We start from the raw sequence: 15,239 nt of genomic DNA, 5'->3' as shown, positions 1-15,239 counted from the left end.
ATCCAGGCAGACTCGAAGGAAAAGAATCAGTGCTGATGATGATGCTCATGGGCGTCAGGCGCGTCATCCTGAACAGCTACCTGCACTTCAACATTACCTGCCTTCTCGAAATGCAGCGTCAGCGGAAAACGCTGCCCTGCAACCAGAGGCTGCTTGAGCCCGACCAACATCAGGTGATTACCCTGAGGCTCCAGGCGCAACTCGGCACCGGACACGATCTCGGCCCCCTGCTCCATATGGCGCATACCCATCATCCCATCCTTGTTGATAGTGGTGTGCAGTTCAGCACTAGCCGCGACAGGCGAATCAGCGCTTAACAGCCGATCCGCCTGCTTACCATGATTGTGCACGACAAAGTAAACCGCTCCGGTGGGCACCCCGGGAGGCGTAGCGCGTGACCAAGGATGATCAATATGCAGCTGACCCATTTCATACTCATGTGCCATGGCATAGGGCGTGAGAAGCAGTGCAGCAACAAGACTCAACAAAATACGCATAAAAATACCTTACAGGCGTCAGACGCCAGCGTGAACAAACAGAATTACCGTGCCGTCGAGGCACCTAAAATATCGAGTTGCTCAAACACCTGCAGGCGGCGCCCGGGTCATGGCCCCTATAAAAACGGGCAGCCGCGCAAAGCCCCGTGCAGCCAGGCCCAGGTACACCGGGCTGTCATACAGTGTGCGTGGCGGACGCATGACGAATTCAGATGAAAGCGGCGGATTATTGAACAGCAGATCGCAATAGCCGCATTTCTCCCAGACATACACCCAGTGTGGTGTCTGTGTAATCTGCAAGGTATTCGATACAGACGGCTGCTTGTCCAGAGAATGGGTCATGCCATCGTGATGATGCTCATGTCTGTGGACGTGATGGGCTGCCAGAGCCTGGGACACCACCGGTGCGACAAAGGCCATGGCCATGGCAAACAAGCCAAGCCAGGCAAAACGTCGCGGGCGCCTCTGCGGTATCACGTATCAGCTTCCAGTCTCAGTGAGTCCTTATGGTCGCATGTTTGATATTCCCAAGCGACCAGACATCCGAACCATCGCTCGGACACCCTTTACGCGCTTCAAAAAATAATCCAACAAACCTCTATTTTTTAAATTTTTATTGCTTTAAAAAGCGTCTGACGATGATTTATACCAATTTTTTAAACATGCTTGCCATTCAAGGCATTCCTCACTAGTGTTGAGGGTATGACTACTTCACATACCCTCATCCTGCTACGGCAACACGCCTGCCTGCGTCTGGTCAGTCCGCGACTGCGACCCTGAACTCGACACACATCGAATTCACTTGCCGCAGTGCTTTCTAGCGCCATGACCGGCAATTCAACTATGGCGCCGCTCTTACGGTCGCGGAAAGAAACAAGAACTAAAGGATTATTCTCATGGCCATGCTCAAAGATCCGTCCAAGAAATACCGTGCATTTCCCACTATCGACCTGCCCAACCGCACCTGGCCGTCCAAGACCATTACCGAAGCGCCCATCTGGCTAAGTTCGGACCTGCGTGATGGAAACCAGTCTCTGATCGAGCCAATGGACAGCGAGAAGAAAATGCGTTTCTTCAAGACGCTGGTGCAGGTAGGCGTAAAGGAAATCGAGGTAGGCTTCCCATCAGCCTCGCAGACCGATTTTGATTTTGTCCGTGAGCTGATCGAAAACGGCCACATTCCGGATGACGTTACCATTCAGGTATTGACCCAGGCGCGGGAGGACTTGATCGAGCGCACCTTCGAGTCGTTGAAAGGTGCCAAGCAGGCAATCGTGCACTACTACAATGCCTGCGCGCCCAGCTTCCGTCGCATCGTCTTCAACCAGGACAAGGAAGGCGTCAAGGCGATTGCCGTCAATGCTGGTCGTGTCATCAAGCGCCTAGCTGATGCCAATCCGCAGACGCAATGGCGTTTCGAGTACTCACCTGAGGTATTCAGCTCCACGGAAACGGATTTTGCCGTCGAAGTATGCAATGCCGTGATCGACGTTTTCCAGCCGACCCCACAGAACCGCCTGATCCTCAACCTGCCCGCCACCATCGAGGCGGCCACGCCAAATGTCTATGCGGATCAGATCGAGTGGTTCTGCCGTCATGTCAATCGTCGCGACAGCGTGCTTGTCAGCCTCCATACTCATAACGACCGCGGTACTGGCGTTGCAGCCAGCGAGCTGGGCCTGATGGCAGGCGCTGATCGTGTCGAGGGCTGCCTGTTCGGCAATGGCGAGCGCACCGGCAACGTGGACCTTGTGACACTGGCTTTGAATCTTTATACCCAGGGAGTCGATCCCAAACTGGATTTCTCCGACATCGATGCCGTACGCAAGGTGGTCGAGGAATGCAATCAGTTGCCGGTTCATCCCCGCCATCCCTACGTGGGTGATCTGGTGCACACCGCGTTTTCGGGCTCACACCAGGATGCCATCCGCAAAGGTTTCGTCCAGCAGAAGCCGGACACCCTATGGGAAGTGCCCTACCTGCCGATCGACCCCGCCGACATTGGTCGCAGCTACGAGGCGGTCATCCGGGTTAACAGCCAGTCCGGCAAGGGTGGTATCACCTATCTGCTTGAGCAGGAATATGGCATTACCTTGCCGCGTCGGATGCAGATCGAATTCAGCCAGGTCGTTCAGAAGGAAACCGATCGCCTGGGGCTGGAAATGACGGCACAGCAGATTTACGACTTGCTTGATAACGAGTATCTGAAGGCCGTTTCGCCTTACCAGCTCAAGCGTCACCGTTTGCAGGAAGAGAACGGTATCAGCGCGGTCAACGTTGAAGTCATGGCCAAGGGTGAAACCCAGCATTGGCAAGGCACCGGCAATGGCTCACTGGAGGCGCTGGTGTCAGCTCTACCGGTCCAGATCGAAGTCATGGATTATCATGAGCACGCTATTGGTGCAGGCGCTAATGCCAAGGCGGCGGCTTATATCGAGGTTCGCCTGGACGGTGGCCGCCCGTTGCATGGCATCGGCATCGACGAAAACCTGACAACCGCCAGCTTCCGCGCCCTCTTTAGTGCCCTCAACCGTGCCGTCTCCCAGACACAGTAGCGCCTTTGGCCCCGGTCAATGACCGGGGCCCCAACCTTTCGCTCCTCCTTCCTTATGCCCGCTTCCAGAACGATCCCTGCTCACTCTAGTCACACCTCCTTTGAGGTCTGTTCGCCGCTTGGCAGCGGACGGTCCTATAGTCGTTAAAAGGAGAACACCATGAGCACACGTCAACTCGGTCAATCCGGCCTGCACGTTTCTCCACTTGCCTTGGGTGGGAACGTATTCGGCTGGACGCTTGATGAAGCCAAGTCGTTCAGTCTACTTGATGGGCTGGTCGACCACGGGCTCAACTTCATCGATACGGCTGACGTCTACGAGCGCTGGGTACCCGGCAATCAGGGCGGTGAGTCGGAAACCATCATTGGCAACTGGTTGAAGAAGAGCGGTAAACGCGACCAGATCGTTCTGGCTACCAAGGTCGGTATGGATATGGGGAACGGTAAGAAAGGTTTACGCGCCGAGTATATTCAGCGGGCCGTAGAGGACTCCCTCAAGCGCCTGCAAACCGATCATATCGACCTGTATCAAGCCCATATCGACGATTCTGATACGCCTCTGGAAGAAACCCTGCAGGCCTTGGCCAAATTGGTCGAGCAAGGTAAGGTCCGCGCTATCGGCGCATCCAACTACAGTGCCGAGCGCCTACGCGAAGCGCATCAAATTGCCCAGCATCTTGGGGTTCCGGGCTACATCAGCCTTCAGCCTCACTACAACCTCTACGAGCGCGAGGACTATGAAAAGAATCTTGAGCCTGTGGTACAGGAATTGGGGCTGGGTGTGATCAGCTACTACTCATTGGCCAGCGGCTTTCTGACCGGCAAGTACCGCACCAAGGATGATATCAAGGGTGCCCGCAGCGATTCCGTGAAGAAATACATGACCGAGCGAGGCGTTACGATTCTGTCAGCTCTGGACGAAGTGGCCGAGGAGTATGATGCGACCCCAGCTCGTGTGGCCCTTGCCTGGCTTATGGCACGTTCCAGCGTCACGGCCCCCATTGCCAGCGCCACCTCGCTTGACCAGCTCAAGGAATTGGCAGAGGCCACCCGCCTTCAGTTGAGTGCCGAGGATATCAGCACGCTGGATCACGCCAGCGCGTACTGATATTTGGCGCTTCGAAAGACGTCGCGTTCTATTTCCTGGCTCAGGTCTCCCTGCGGTAGCGCCGCAGGGAGACCCTGTCGTGTTTGTTCTTTAGCTAACGAAGCGAAAGCTTTCGCTCTAGAACAAGGTCTTAGCGAACGTCTTTTTACTGTAATGGTCCATTCATGGGCACAGGGAGAGAACATCTGAACGCATGAGCCTGCATTATCCTTTTTACCCACAATGCTCATGTCGGTGGTTTCAGACAGTTCTTATAAGAAGCCGAACGGAGGAAGCTCCATCGTGCATATTGCTGATATGACCATGTTTTATGCACCTGCCAGCGGCGGTGTGCGCACATATATTGATGCCAAACACCGCCGTCTACGTCGTTATCCTGGGGTTCAGCACAGTGTGCTTGTTCCAGGAGAAAGCTATCGACAAAACGGCGGAATCTATGAGATTCCATCGCCCCCCCTACCCTTTGGAAAGGGCTACCGCTTTCCAGTCCGACGCGGTCCGTGGCGCAACGTACTGCACGAGCTGCAGCCTGATCTGATTGAAGTGGGCGACCCCTATATGACAGCCTGGGCAGCACTGGACGCAGGTCGCCGGCTGGACGTGCCCGTTATCGGTTTCTATCACTCCGACCTTCCGCTTCTGGCCAGCAACCGGCTCGGCACCTGGTTCGGCAGCAACATGAGCACCTACATCGCGCGCCTGTACCGCAGCTTTGATCGTGTCCTGGCACCGAGCAAGGTCATGGTCGAAAAGCTTGAGCGCATGGGCGTGAGCAATGTATATGTGCAGCCGTTAGGGGTGGATCTTGAAACGTTCCATCCATCCTTGCGAGATCCACATCTCAAGCGCGAGCTCGGATTGGATGAGTCTACTCGTCTGATGGTGTTTGCCGGTCGCGGTTCACGGGAAAAGAATCTGCCCATCCTGCTGGAAACTGCTCGTCAATTGGGCAAGCCCTATCACCTACTGTTAGTGGGCTCAAATATGCCCAGCCATGTACCGGACAACGTTACGGTCATGAATGGCTTTCGCCCGGCATCCGAAGTTGCACGCCTGGTCGCCAGTTGCGACGTGCTGCTGCATGCAGGGCATCAGGAGACGTTTGGCTTGGTAGCGCTCGAGGCCATGGCCTGCGGTATTCCGGTTGTTGCCGTCAAGGCAGGCGCCCTGGCGGAAATCGTTCCCTTCAATACCGGACGCCTTTGCCAACCCCATGATCCGGTTTCCATGGCGGCCACCGTACGCGAGCTCTTCGAGGACGATGCCCGTCTCGTGGGCCGTCAGGCCCGCCAACATGTAGAGGCGCACCATGCTTGGGATGCAGTAGTCGCGGGTCTGCTCTCTCACTATCATGCCGTGCTGGGTACGTCTGAAATGCCGGTAGCTGCACATGGTTGAACGCAATGTCATGCTGGTGCTACATGATGTGGCACCAGAAACCTGGAAAGATTATCAGCCCTTTGTGGAGGCGGTAGACGCACTGGGCAATGTGCCCATGACGCTGTTGGTCGTTCCCGATTTCCATCATCGTAACCCGATCGATCAGCATCCAGCCTTCATCAAAGTCATGGATCAGCGTCTGGCTCGCGGCGATGAACTGGCACTTCATGGCCACTTCCACTGTGATGATGCCCCAGCGCCCACGAATCCGCGTGACTGGTTCATGCGCAGGGTTTACACCTACGAGGGTGAGTTCTACACCCTCGATGAAGCACAGGCCCGTGAGCGTCTTGAGAAAGGCATTGCGCTGTTTGAGCGCTTTGGCTGGTCTCTGCATGGGTTTGTGGCGCCAGCCTGGTTGATGAGCGAAGGAACACGTCGTGCCCTGAGCCAGACCGACTTACGGTATACCAGCGATCCTCAGCATTTTTATCTGCTGCCTGACCATCGCCAGGTAGAAGCGCCTGGGTTGGTATGGAGTGCCAGAAGCCCATGGCGAAGAGGTATGTCCTGGCTTATGAGCGAGCAAGCCGCTCGCCGTCATCGGTCAGCGCCCCTGCTCCGCCTGGGCCTACACCCTGTCGATATGCGACATGAATTTTCCAGGGACTACTGGCTGGGGCTACTTAAACGCCTGATGGCAGAAGGACGCACCCCCATCAATAAAATCGACTGGCTCAAGCGGCATTATTTCAACGAGCGTCTCGCGGCATGAGCCGTGGTGTATGGCTGCTGCTCAGTGCATTGCTGGCAGCAGCACTCATTCCCCTCCTATTAGGCGGCACCGGGCTACTAGGCAAGCTACGGGACTTTCCACTTGATCTGCTGCTGCTCATGCTGGGCATGATAGTGCTGTGCTGGAACGTCAATGCGGTTCGCCTGCGCCTGCTACTCAGACGCCTGCATCGCACCACTCACCTTCGCTCCCTGGGCATTGTGATGGCAACCGAATTTGCCATTTGCGCCACGCCTGGCGGTGCAGGCGGTCCGTTTACCATGATGGCGCTTCTTGCACGCCGCGGCGTACGACCGGCACAAGCCACCGCAGTCTTTGCAGTGGACCATATCAGCGATCTGCTGTTTTTCGTCTGTGCGCTGATCGGCATCCTGATTTATGCCCTCTTCCATGCGCTGAATCCCCACGTAGGTTTGCTGCTGGGAGGCACGGCTGCCCTGATGACAGGAATTATCGTCCTGCTGTTCGGATTGGCACGCTTTCATCGCGCCGTTTTGCGCAGCAATGGACGAATCATGAAGCGCCTGGGCGTAAAACAGTCACGACGCCTGCGCTGGGGACGCAAGGTACTGCGCTTCCGCAATGCCTTGAAGGAAAGCTTGCGGATGCCTCACTCCACTCTGGCGGCGGTGTTTGGCCTGACAGCCCTGCATTGGTTGCTACGTAACAGCATCTTGTATATCACGCTGGTCGGTCTGGGAGCCGTCATTCCTTGGGCGTGGACCTTTCTGATACAGATGCTGGCCCTGACCGCTGGACAGGCAAGCCTGCTGCCCGGCGGCGCTGGAGGTGCAGAGTTGGCATCAGGTGCGCTGCTTACACCCATGGTGGGCAAGTCGACAGCAGCGGCAGCTATTCTGATCTGGCGAGCAGTGACGTACTACTTCTATCTCATAGCAGGCGCCCCGGTGTTCATTCACCTGGCGGGACGTCCCTTGCTTAATCGCCTGATTCGCTTTCGCCAGGCGTAGAGCCAGCCAAGAGATTCTGCCAGAGCTCAGCGGCACCCGGAAAATCGGTGCCGCTGTCTTCGTTGAGCGCATCCGGGTCGTAGCGCTGCGTACATCCCTCCCCCAGGACGGGAGGAGGAAAAGCCACTGCACGCTCGAAAGGATCGCTCATAAGACCTCAGGACCTATCAGTTGAAGACGACCGTCTTGTTGCCATGTACCAGCACACGGTCTTCCAGGTGATAGCGCAGACCACGCGACAGCACCATCTTTTCAACATCCTTGCCCAGACGCACCATGTCCTCGACATTGTCACGATGGGTGATACGCACCACATCCTGCTCGATGATCGGACCAGCATCCAGCTCCTCGGTCACGAAGTGACAGGTTGCCCCGATCAGTTTTACGCCCCGCTTGGCGGCTTGGTGGTAAGGCTTGGCCCCCACGAAGGACGGTAGAAAGCTGTGATGGATATTGATGACCTGATGCGCATAGCGCTGGCACAGATCCGGCGGCAGGATCTGCATGTAACGCGCCAGCACCACAGTATCGGCCTGATGCTCATCGATCAGCCGGGAGACCTCGGCAAAGGCGGGCTGCTTGTCAGTCGGGTCGACCGGCACATGGAAATAAGGAATACCATGCCATTCGACCATGCTGCGCAATGCATCATGATTGGAAATAACACAGGGAATTTCACAATCAAGTTCGCCACTGTGCCAGCGATGAAGCAAGTCCGCTAAACAATGGGATTCGCGGCTAGCCATAAGTACTACACGCTTTTTAACTGCAGAGTCAGTAATGCGCCACTGCATGGAGAACTCTTTGGCTATTGGCGCAAACGCCTGATAAAAACCCTTTAAATCGAAGGGTAAAGAATCGGCGCGTATTTCGTGACGCATAAAGAACCAGCCACTCTCGGTATCGGAGTGGTGGCTGGCTTCACTAATCCAACCATTGTAAGTCGCCAGGAAGTTACTTACCTTGGCCACTATACCTACGCCGTCCGGGCAGGCAATCACCAGACGAAAAGTGCGCATAGAACAACCTCGAAAAAACGGAGGCCGCCATTCTAGCCTTGCGCACGGAAAACTTCAGCTTTCATCGACTTGCGGCGATGAATATCGCGCCTGAGTTTTAATGTTAGTTGAAGCTTATCAAGCTTATTAACTTGTTTTATGCTTGCAAAAAGTTAATAGTAGGTTTACTTGTTGTTACGCCAACACTATCATTAAAAAAAGACCAGCCCTTGCATTGCAGGTAAATGTATGTCCCTTATCAATGAATACCGTGCCACTGAAGAAGCTATTAAAGAGCTGCAGGAGCGCCTGCGTAATCTTTCCCAAGACGATAAACTGAAAAAAGAACTGGAATTCGAAGAAAAGCTGCGCGCATTGATGGGTGAATACTCCAAGTCCCTGCGTGACATCATTGCTATTCTTGACACTGATGCCAAAAACACTCGTGGCACTCGCAGTAATGCCAAGAGCACTCAAGGCAGCGGCACCAAACGTGCACGCAAAGTAAAGCAATACAAGAACCCGCATACGGGTGAAGTTATCGAAACCAAAGGCGGCAACCACAAGACTCTGAAAGAGTGGAAAGGCAAGTGGGGCGCCGATGATGTCGAGAGCTGGGCCACCCTGCTCGACTGATATCCGTCAGTTAGATAAAAAACGCCAGCAATGCTGGCGTTTTTTATAGGTGTTTAAAAGGTTTTAAACTCCGAACCGAGTTCTCAACTGCTGCGCATGTACCCGCCATGTATTGAGCAGGGCTTGCTGTGATTCGCTGGCAGTCTGCACCAGTGCATGCAAGGCTTCCTCAAAAGAGGACAGTGTATTGGGTGCGCCCAATTCACTATTGATCAAACGATCACGGCAGAATGAATGCCAACGCCCTTGCTCCTCAGCCGTCAAAGTATGGGAAAAGTTTCGGGCCCGATAACGGAAGTAAAGTTCAGGCAAACGTTCGTCTGTGAATAACCACCTTTTATCTACCAACTTAATAGGGTCACAGCTTCGAATCTCATCACATAAGCGTCTATCGCTCTCACATATAAAGCCATTGTACAGCTGCTGTTCAGGATCAAAGACTGCATTCTCAGCCTTTATTTGATAAAGCTGCGACAATTTGTCTCGCCATATTTTTGCCTTACTTTGTAAAAGAGCTGCACGTTGCTTGTACATCTGCATATTTATTTGCAGTCTTTCCTGATCCTGCTCTCTTAGAACAGCCAAAGGTGCCAACACCGGGCATCGGTTTATCTGGATAAGTTTAAGCGGTACTGGCAGTTCGTCATTGGCCAACAAGTCCTCACGCCGGGTATAAAGTTTTTGATGTAGCGTTTGAACGTCCAGCTCTAATATAGGGTTTGGGTCAAAGTGAAGATCACAGACAACTAAGGCATTACGGTTATGAGGATGCCAGCAAAGCGGCAATACAATGGAAAGAAAATTACGCTCGGCTGAAAACCGTCCCGAAACGTGGACTAGCGGTTTAAGTAGCGTAATGTGCTCCAACACTGAACGTTTGTGTCTGAGCTGATACAAGAAATGATACAGCCGTGGCTGCCGGTCACGTACCAGCCGAGCGAGCTGTATCGTAGCGTGTACATCCGACAGAGCATCATGTGCCTGACCATGCTCTAAGTCGTTGGCCTGGGAAAGACGCTCAAGCTTCAAGGTCACCCGCCCCTCATCCTGAGGCCACTCGATGCCCTCCGGCCGCAAGGCATAGGCCGCACGTAGCAAATCGATCAGATCCCAGCGGGTATTGCCGCCCTGCCATTCCCGCGCATACGGATCGTAGAAATTTCGATACAGGCTATGCCGTGTCACTTCATCATCAAAGCGCAGCGTGTTGTAACCAGCCGTACATGTACCCGGCTGGCTTATATGAGCATGCAGGTGGGCCATAAAGGTGGCCTCGGGAAGCCCCTCGCGTTCGAGGCGCTCAGGCGTAATGCCGGTAATCAGGCAGGCAGCCGGATGCGGCAGGATATCGTCGCCCAAGCGGCAATACAGGTTGAGCGGCTCGCCAACAATGTTAAGGTCCTCATCCGTTCGCAAGCCGGCCACCTGTAGTGGGCGATCGCAGCGTGGATTGGTTCCTGTGGTTTCGAAGTCATACCAGAATATGGTGCGGCTCACGACAAAGCTCTCCTAGCTATCAGCGCCTCGAGTCGAGCACTCTGGATTTTTCAGTTGCCTATACGCCTGATGGGTCGCTAGGCTTATCATGTCGCAGGCTGCGACCGTATGTATGTCATTGAATTCATGATACCCATGGATTCCAAGCCGTGCGTCAGGATAGCCAAGCTGCGTTAACGTGCACAGACGCACCAGGCGTGGGTGATGACCTTATCAAAGGAGTGATAATGTGCTGAAGCGCTTGCCTGCCGACTGGTTATTTTTGTCGTTCCAGTCTGCGTAGGGGTTCTCATCCAATGACACTGTGTGAACACCGAGCAACCTCTTGTGCCGACCCACACTAGAGAAGGCTCACCTGTACCCATGCCACTTCCACTCGATACGCTGTTACGCGTCGAAACCCCGGAAGCCATCGACCTGATGTTGCGTCCTGCCAGCGTCATACCTCGCGCCCTGGCGTATGCCATCGACCTGGCTATTCGAGGCGCTATCATGGCGCTTGCCTACCTTGTGCTCGGCTTTCTGGGCCATGTCGGGGTTGGCTTGATCGCGCTGCTGACATTTCTGATCAGCTGGTGGTACATGGTGCTGTTTGAAGTGCTCAACCAGGGCCGCTCACCAGGCAAGCAGCTCATGAAACTGCGCGTTTTGAATGATGATGGCACCCCGGTGGGCTGGTCCGGCTCGCTGCTACGCAATCTTTTGCGCGTCGTGGATCTTCTCCCCTTCGGCTATGCCATGGGTATCCTGAGCAGCCTGTTACATCCCAGCTTCAAACGCTTGGGAGATCTGGTGGCAGGCACCCTGGTCGTTCACCAAGAGCAACCACACGAGCGCTTTACCTTACAGGACTTCATTCCATTGTCTCCCCCGTTTGCGCTGGGGTTAATAGAGCAGCAGGCCATTCTCTCGTTTGCCGAGCGTCAGAACGGGCTATCTCTATCCCGTCGAGACGAGCTGGCTGCACTACTGGCAGAGCCTCTGGGGGTAAACCGCAGCGAAGCCACTGAGCGCCTGAACCGAATTGCACAAGCCCTGCTAGGGGCTCACGTATGAGGCAGGCGCCTTTCGAACAGCGCTACCAGGCTGAGTGGGCTCGCTTCAGTGAGCAGTTGTCTGCGCTGGAAAAACGCACCCCGACTTCAACGCTCGAACACAGCAAGGCATTTGTTGCTAGCTACCGTCGTCTGTGCCAGCACTTGGCACTTGCTCAGGCACGTGGCTACAGCCCCCAGCTGATTGGGCACCTGCACCAATTGACGTTGCGTGGCCACCAGCTCATCTATCGCCATCCGGGCAATATTCGGCAGCGATTGCTCGGCTTCCTGCTGGCAGATTTTCCTCGACTGGTCCGGGCAGAATGGCGCCTGGTCGCTGTAGCAAGCGCCCTCTTCTATGGCAGCCTTCTCATAATGGGTTTACTGGTCTATTACATACCTGATCTAGTCTACAGCCTGCTGGACCCCGCCCAGGTTGCCAACATGGAAAGTATGTACAGGCCGGATGCCGAGCGCATAGGAGCCTTGCCCGAGCGGGCCAGCAGTCAGGACTGGCAAATGTTCGGCTATTACATTCGCAACAATATAGGAATCGCCTTTCAGACATTTGCAGGCGGGTTGCTGTATGGCCTGGGGACACTGTTCTTTCTGCTGTTCAATGGGCTTAACATCGGTGCGGTGGCAGGTTACCTGACGCAACTGGGCTCAGGCTCTACCTTCTGGCCCTTCGTGGTAGGGCACGGCGCATTTGAGCTGACAGCGATTACGCTGGCCGGCTCGGCAGGCCTGAAGCTGGGCTGGGCGCTGGTGGCGCCGGGCCGGCTGCGCCGCAGCGATGCCCTGCGACATGCCGCCAAACCCTGTGTTGGCATGATTGCCGGTGTCTTTGTACTGTTAACGCTGGCCGCCTTTGTCGAGGCCTATTGGTCCTCAAGCGCTGCACTCAGCCCTACTCTCAAGTACAGCGCAGGTGCGCTGTTGTGGCTGGCCGTTGGAGGTTATTTCGGGCTGGCAGGAAGAAATCGACATGCGCCTGAGTGAAAGCCAGGCGGTTATCCGCCCCCGTAGCCCTTGGGAAGCTCTGGATCTTGGCGTGAGACTCGCCCGTGAACACCTGCATATCTTGATGACCAGCTGGGCACTGCTCACCCTTCCTGTTCTGGCCCTGTTGAGCGCCGCCCTCTGGAATTATCCTTCCATCGCCATGCTGGTTTTCTGGTGGTTGAAGCCACTGTTCGAGCGGCTACCCCTGCATATTTTGTCCCGAGCGCTCTTTGGCGAAACGATTACGGCCAGACAAGCGCTGATGGCTTATCCACGGTTGCTGAGCGTACAGCTGTTGCCCAGCCTTCTATGGAGACGTTTTACGCCCAAGCGCAGCTTTCTATTACCCGTACAGCAGCTTGAAGGCCTGTCCGGCGCATCACGTCAGGCTCGTGTTCGGGTCCTGACGCAACAAGATACACAGGCCGCCTTCTGGTTGACCCTTACCGGTGCGCACATTGAAATGGCCCTTTATCTCGGTCTTCTGGGCCTGATTTATCTCTTCATTCCCTCGCAGATCGTCGAGCAACTCGATTGGTTCAAACTGATCGATGTCGAGGCTCATGGCCTGCTCTGGGTGGAGCACCTTACAAATTTGCTATATGCACTGGTTCTGCTTGTATGGGAGCCCGTGTATGTGGCGTGCGGCTTCAGTCTTTATCTGAACCGGCGTACAGCGCTGGAAGCCTGGGACATTGAGCTGGCCTTTCGACGCCTGCGCCAGCGCCTGACAGGTGCGATACCCATGCTGCTTGTGATCGGAGCCATGAGCGCTTTGCTTTCGCCGCCGCCCGTCCTGGCAGATGAGCCGTCAGCTGCAGCGATCTGCCCACTGCCACCTCAGGAAGCAGCCGGCCCGGATGCGCCTCGCCTGCTGAACCAGCCCTTGAACAGTCAGGTTGCCCGGCAGCACATCGGCGTCATACTGGCGAGCCCGCCCTTCAGGAATGAGCGCACCCAGTTGGAATGGCACGTCGGCCAGCAGGACAAAAACAAGGCCTCGGTGACGTCATCCAATGGCCTCCACTGGCGGGACCTCGAAACACTTATTGCCCATGCGGCCCGCTTCATTGAGATCCTGTTATGGACGTTACTGATTGCAGGGCTTGGCGTGCTGCTCTGGCGTTACCGCGTCTGGCTAACCCTCTTTACCCGGCGAATCGCCACCAAACCTGCCAGACCTGTCGACACGCCTCGTCAGCTGTTTGGTCTGGAAGTCGCCCCGACCAGTTTACCTTCCGATATCCCTGGCGAAGCCGAGCGTCTCTGGCAACACGACCCTCGCAGCGCACTGGGGTTGCTTTATCGCGGCCTGCTGAGCCGTCTTTTGCATGACTTTCATCTGCCCTTGAAGGAGGCGCATACCGAAGGCGAAATCCTTGAACTTGGCAGATCAATACCCAACGCCGATGTGGTCGGTTATCTGCACGGTGTGACGACCCAATGGCAGGCGCTTGCCTATGGCCATCGCATGCCTTCCCAGGAAACGCTTCAGGCGCTCTGTCACCAATGGCGTCATCTGTTTGGTCCGCAGGTGTCTGCATGACGCGTCGGCATTCGCTGTGGATTATTCTGATGGTGGCCGTCCTGCTGCTGACCGGGTTGTGGGCCTGGAAGTACATCACCCTGACAGAGACGCTGAAAGATGCAGGGCCCAGTCCAGAGGCCCGGAACAACCCCTATCTGGCTGCCGAGCGCTTTCTGAAGGAGCGGTCCATTACCATTCAACACAGTGACTCTTTTACGGTGCTGAATGGGCTGCCTTCGATAGGCCATACGTTGCTGCTGCTTGCAGAACGAGACCGTATGTCACCCGCCCAGAGTCAGCAGGTCCTGGACTGGGCCAGCCGAGGTGGACATGTCGTTTTCGTAGCCGAGCAGCTGTGGGATGAGCAGAGCAAAAAAAGCGGCGACTTCCTGCTTGACGCCATCGGTGTGCAGCAGTTGCTGACGCGCGACCTGGAGGATGAGGAGACGGATCAGCAGGACGCTGAACCCGCTCCTGCCGAAAAATGGGCTCCGTTGACCAAGCTTTATCTGGAAAACGAAAAGGAGCCAGCCTATATCGGTTTCGATGATGAGTTTCATCTGTACGACTCCAGGAATCTGGCCCAGTCCTGGGCCAACAGCGAAGCCGCTACGCACATGATGCAGCTGCCATGGGGCAACGGTTTGATTACCGTCATGACGGACCCCTGGATCTGGCAAAACGCCCATATAGGCGAATATGACAATGCCTGGCTGCTCTGGTATATCACCCAGGACAGTGACGTCACGCTGCTATACCGCGCCGACAAGGAAAGCCTTGTTACGCTCATGGCACGCTACTTTCCTGAAACGCTGGCCGCCGCAGCCCTGCTTCTGGCGCTCTGGCTATGGCAGTCAGCGCAGCGCCTGGGACCCCTGCTACCAAGTCCCGCCACCGGGCGCCGTCAGCTGAGTGAGCACCTGCGGGCCAGCGCCGAATTCATTCGCCGACATGCTGGGCTGGCCAGCCTGATCACGTTGCTGCAGAAAGATATTCAGCAGCACGCCCGACGCCGTCATCCCGGCTTCGAACGCCTCCCTGTTGCCGAGCAATGGCAGCTTCTAGGCCGCCTGGCTCGTTTGTCTGCGCATGAGATCAGCCAGAGCATGCGTCCGCTGACATCAGAGAAACTGTCTCCAATCGACTTCACGCGCCGCGTTGCACATTTGCAACGCATTAGGAAGGCACTATGACTCGCGGTGCACTCCCCTCGCGGCCTACTCAAGGAAATA

The 15,239-nt window shown here is 55.6% G+C and carries 15 protein-coding genes; 10 read left to right on the top strand and 5 right to left on the bottom strand.

The window, feature by feature from the left end; all coding sequences use genetic code 11:
• Positions 1-26 precede the first annotated feature (26 nt).
• Together JQR86_RS05530 and JQR86_RS05525 are read right to left on the bottom strand one after the other, a co-directional pair.
• Positions 27-497, bottom strand: coding sequence for a copper chaperone PCu(A)C (locus tag JQR86_RS05530; protein ID WP_404624991.1), 471 nt, complete (start codon positions 495-497; stop codon positions 27-29).
• Positions 498-578: 81 nt separating this feature from the next.
• The gene (locus tag JQR86_RS05525; RefSeq protein ID WP_010795243.1) at positions 579-974 is read right to left on the bottom strand and encodes a DUF2946 domain-containing protein; all 396 of its coding nucleotides are present in this window, start codon (positions 972-974) and stop codon (positions 579-581) included.
• Between the two features lie 419 nt (positions 975-1,393).
• Here JQR86_RS05525 and leuA point away from each other — a divergent pair, with 419 nt between their 5' ends.
• The 5 genes from leuA (at position 1,394) to JQR86_RS05500 (ending at position 7,306) form a co-directional block, all read left to right on the top strand.
• Entirely contained in the window at positions 1,394-3,052 is a 1,659-nt protein-coding gene (gene leuA, locus JQR86_RS05520; protein WP_010795244.1) for a 2-isopropylmalate synthase, read from the top strand.
• Between the two features lie 159 nt (positions 3,053-3,211).
• Positions 3,212-4,159 carry an aldo/keto reductase gene (locus tag JQR86_RS05515; RefSeq protein ID WP_407362126.1) on the top strand — a complete coding sequence of 316 codons (948 nt, stop codon included), beginning with the start codon at positions 3,212-3,214 and terminating at the stop codon, positions 4,157-4,159.
• Between the two features lie 282 nt (positions 4,160-4,441).
• Complete coding sequence (locus tag JQR86_RS05510) at positions 4,442-5,557, top strand: glycosyltransferase family 4 protein (protein WP_407362127.1); 1,116 nt, start codon at positions 4,442-4,444, stop codon at positions 5,555-5,557.
• Entirely contained in the window at positions 5,550-6,314 is a 765-nt protein-coding gene (locus JQR86_RS05505) for a DUF2334 domain-containing protein (RefSeq protein WP_434154459.1), read from the top strand. Before JQR86_RS05510 ends, JQR86_RS05505 begins: the two co-directional genes overlap by 8 nt.
• A complete protein-coding gene (locus JQR86_RS05500; protein ID WP_125887680.1) occupies positions 6,311-7,306 on the top strand; it encodes a lysylphosphatidylglycerol synthase transmembrane domain-containing protein in 996 nt (331 codons plus the stop codon). Before JQR86_RS05505 ends, JQR86_RS05500 begins: the two co-directional genes overlap by 4 nt.
• Here the strand turns inward: JQR86_RS05500 and JQR86_RS05495 are convergent.
• Complete coding sequence (locus JQR86_RS05495) at positions 7,275-7,457, bottom strand: hypothetical protein (protein ID WP_125887681.1); 183 nt, start codon at positions 7,455-7,457, stop codon at positions 7,275-7,277. The two genes, JQR86_RS05500 and JQR86_RS05495, sit on opposite strands and share 32 nt — an antisense overlap.
• A gap of 16 nt (positions 7,458-7,473) precedes the next feature.
• Entirely contained in the window at positions 7,474-8,325 is an 852-nt protein-coding gene (gene purU / locus JQR86_RS05490) for a formyltetrahydrofolate deformylase (RefSeq protein ID WP_010795250.1), read from the bottom strand.
• A 228-nt stretch (positions 8,326-8,553) separates the two neighbouring features.
• Between purU and mvaT the strand changes: the two genes are divergently transcribed.
• Positions 8,554-8,940: a histone-like nucleoid-structuring protein MvaT gene (mvaT, locus tag JQR86_RS05485; RefSeq protein ID WP_125887683.1), complete on the top strand. Its 387-nt coding sequence runs from the start codon at positions 8,554-8,556 to the stop codon at positions 8,938-8,940.
• A gap of 63 nt (positions 8,941-9,003) precedes the next feature.
• Here the strand turns inward: mvaT and sbcB are convergent, their stop codons facing one another.
• Positions 9,004-10,437 (bottom strand): exodeoxyribonuclease I, encoded by a 1,434-nt coding sequence (gene sbcB, locus JQR86_RS05480; protein WP_122041978.1) that lies wholly within the window; start codon positions 10,435-10,437, stop codon positions 9,004-9,006.
• A gap of 363 nt (positions 10,438-10,800) precedes the next feature.
• Here sbcB and JQR86_RS05475 point away from each other — a divergent pair, with 363 nt between their 5' ends.
• Genes JQR86_RS05475 through JQR86_RS05460 form a run of 4 tightly spaced genes read left to right on the top strand, consistent with a single transcriptional unit; the run spans position 10,801 to position 15,200 of the window.
• Complete coding sequence (locus tag JQR86_RS05475) at positions 10,801-11,493, top strand: RDD family protein (RefSeq protein ID WP_434154457.1); 693 nt, start codon at positions 10,801-10,803, stop codon at positions 11,491-11,493.
• On the top strand, positions 11,490-12,476 hold the full coding sequence (locus JQR86_RS05470; protein WP_434154456.1) for a stage II sporulation protein M: 987 nt from the start codon (positions 11,490-11,492) through the stop codon (positions 12,474-12,476). The genes JQR86_RS05475 and JQR86_RS05470 overlap by 4 nt, the downstream gene beginning before the upstream one ends.
• Positions 12,463-14,025, top strand: a complete 1,563-nt coding sequence (locus JQR86_RS05465; protein WP_434154455.1) for a DUF4129 domain-containing protein — start codon at positions 12,463-12,465, stop codon at positions 14,023-14,025. Before JQR86_RS05470 ends, JQR86_RS05465 begins: the two co-directional genes overlap by 14 nt.
• Positions 14,022-15,200, top strand: coding sequence for a DUF4350 domain-containing protein (locus JQR86_RS05460; protein WP_074824704.1), 1,179 nt, complete (start codon positions 14,022-14,024; stop codon positions 15,198-15,200). The genes JQR86_RS05465 and JQR86_RS05460 overlap by 4 nt, the downstream gene beginning before the upstream one ends.
• The last annotated feature ends 39 nt before the right edge of the window (positions 15,201-15,239 follow it).

The sequence above is a fragment of the Pseudomonas sp. JZ134 genome (genome assembly GCF_051027695.1).
GTDB classification, from domain to species: domain Bacteria; phylum Pseudomonadota; class Gammaproteobacteria; order Pseudomonadales; family Pseudomonadaceae; genus Chryseomonas; species Chryseomonas luteola.
Note: the sequence above shows the minus strand (reverse complement) of the source record. Positions and strands in the feature narration are given on the sequence as shown.

Bases quoted from the DNA above. Each gene is read 5' to 3' on its own strand.
- JQR86_RS05530 (WP_404624991.1), bottom strand. From the start codon at position 497: ATGCGTATTTTGTTGAGTCTTGTTGCTGCACTGCTTCTCACGCCCTAT.
- leuA (WP_010795244.1), top strand. From the start codon at position 1,394: ATGGCCATGCTCAAAGATCCGTCCAAGAAATACCGTGCATTTCCCACT.
- JQR86_RS05515 (WP_407362126.1), top strand. From the start codon at position 3,212: ATGAGCACACGTCAACTCGGTCAATCCGGCCTGCACGTTTCTCCACTT.
- JQR86_RS05505 (WP_434154459.1), top strand. From the start codon at position 5,550: ATGGTTGAACGCAATGTCATGCTGGTGCTACATGATGTGGCACCAGAA.
- JQR86_RS05500 (WP_125887680.1), top strand. From the start codon at position 6,311: ATGAGCCGTGGTGTATGGCTGCTGCTCAGTGCATTGCTGGCAGCAGCA.
- JQR86_RS05495 (WP_125887681.1), bottom strand. From the start codon at position 7,457: ATGAGCGATCCTTTCGAGCGTGCAGTGGCTTTTCCTCCTCCCGTCCTG.
- purU (WP_010795250.1), bottom strand. From the start codon at position 8,325: ATGCGCACTTTTCGTCTGGTGATTGCCTGCCCGGACGGCGTAGGTATA.
- mvaT (WP_125887683.1), top strand. From the start codon at position 8,554: ATGTCCCTTATCAATGAATACCGTGCCACTGAAGAAGCTATTAAAGAG.
- JQR86_RS05475 (WP_434154457.1), top strand. From the start codon at position 10,801: ATGCCACTTCCACTCGATACGCTGTTACGCGTCGAAACCCCGGAAGCC.
- JQR86_RS05470 (WP_434154456.1), top strand. From the start codon at position 11,490: ATGAGGCAGGCGCCTTTCGAACAGCGCTACCAGGCTGAGTGGGCTCGC.
- JQR86_RS05465 (WP_434154455.1), top strand. From the start codon at position 12,463: ATGCGCCTGAGTGAAAGCCAGGCGGTTATCCGCCCCCGTAGCCCTTGG.
- JQR86_RS05460 (WP_074824704.1), top strand. From the start codon at position 14,022: ATGACGCGTCGGCATTCGCTGTGGATTATTCTGATGGTGGCCGTCCTG.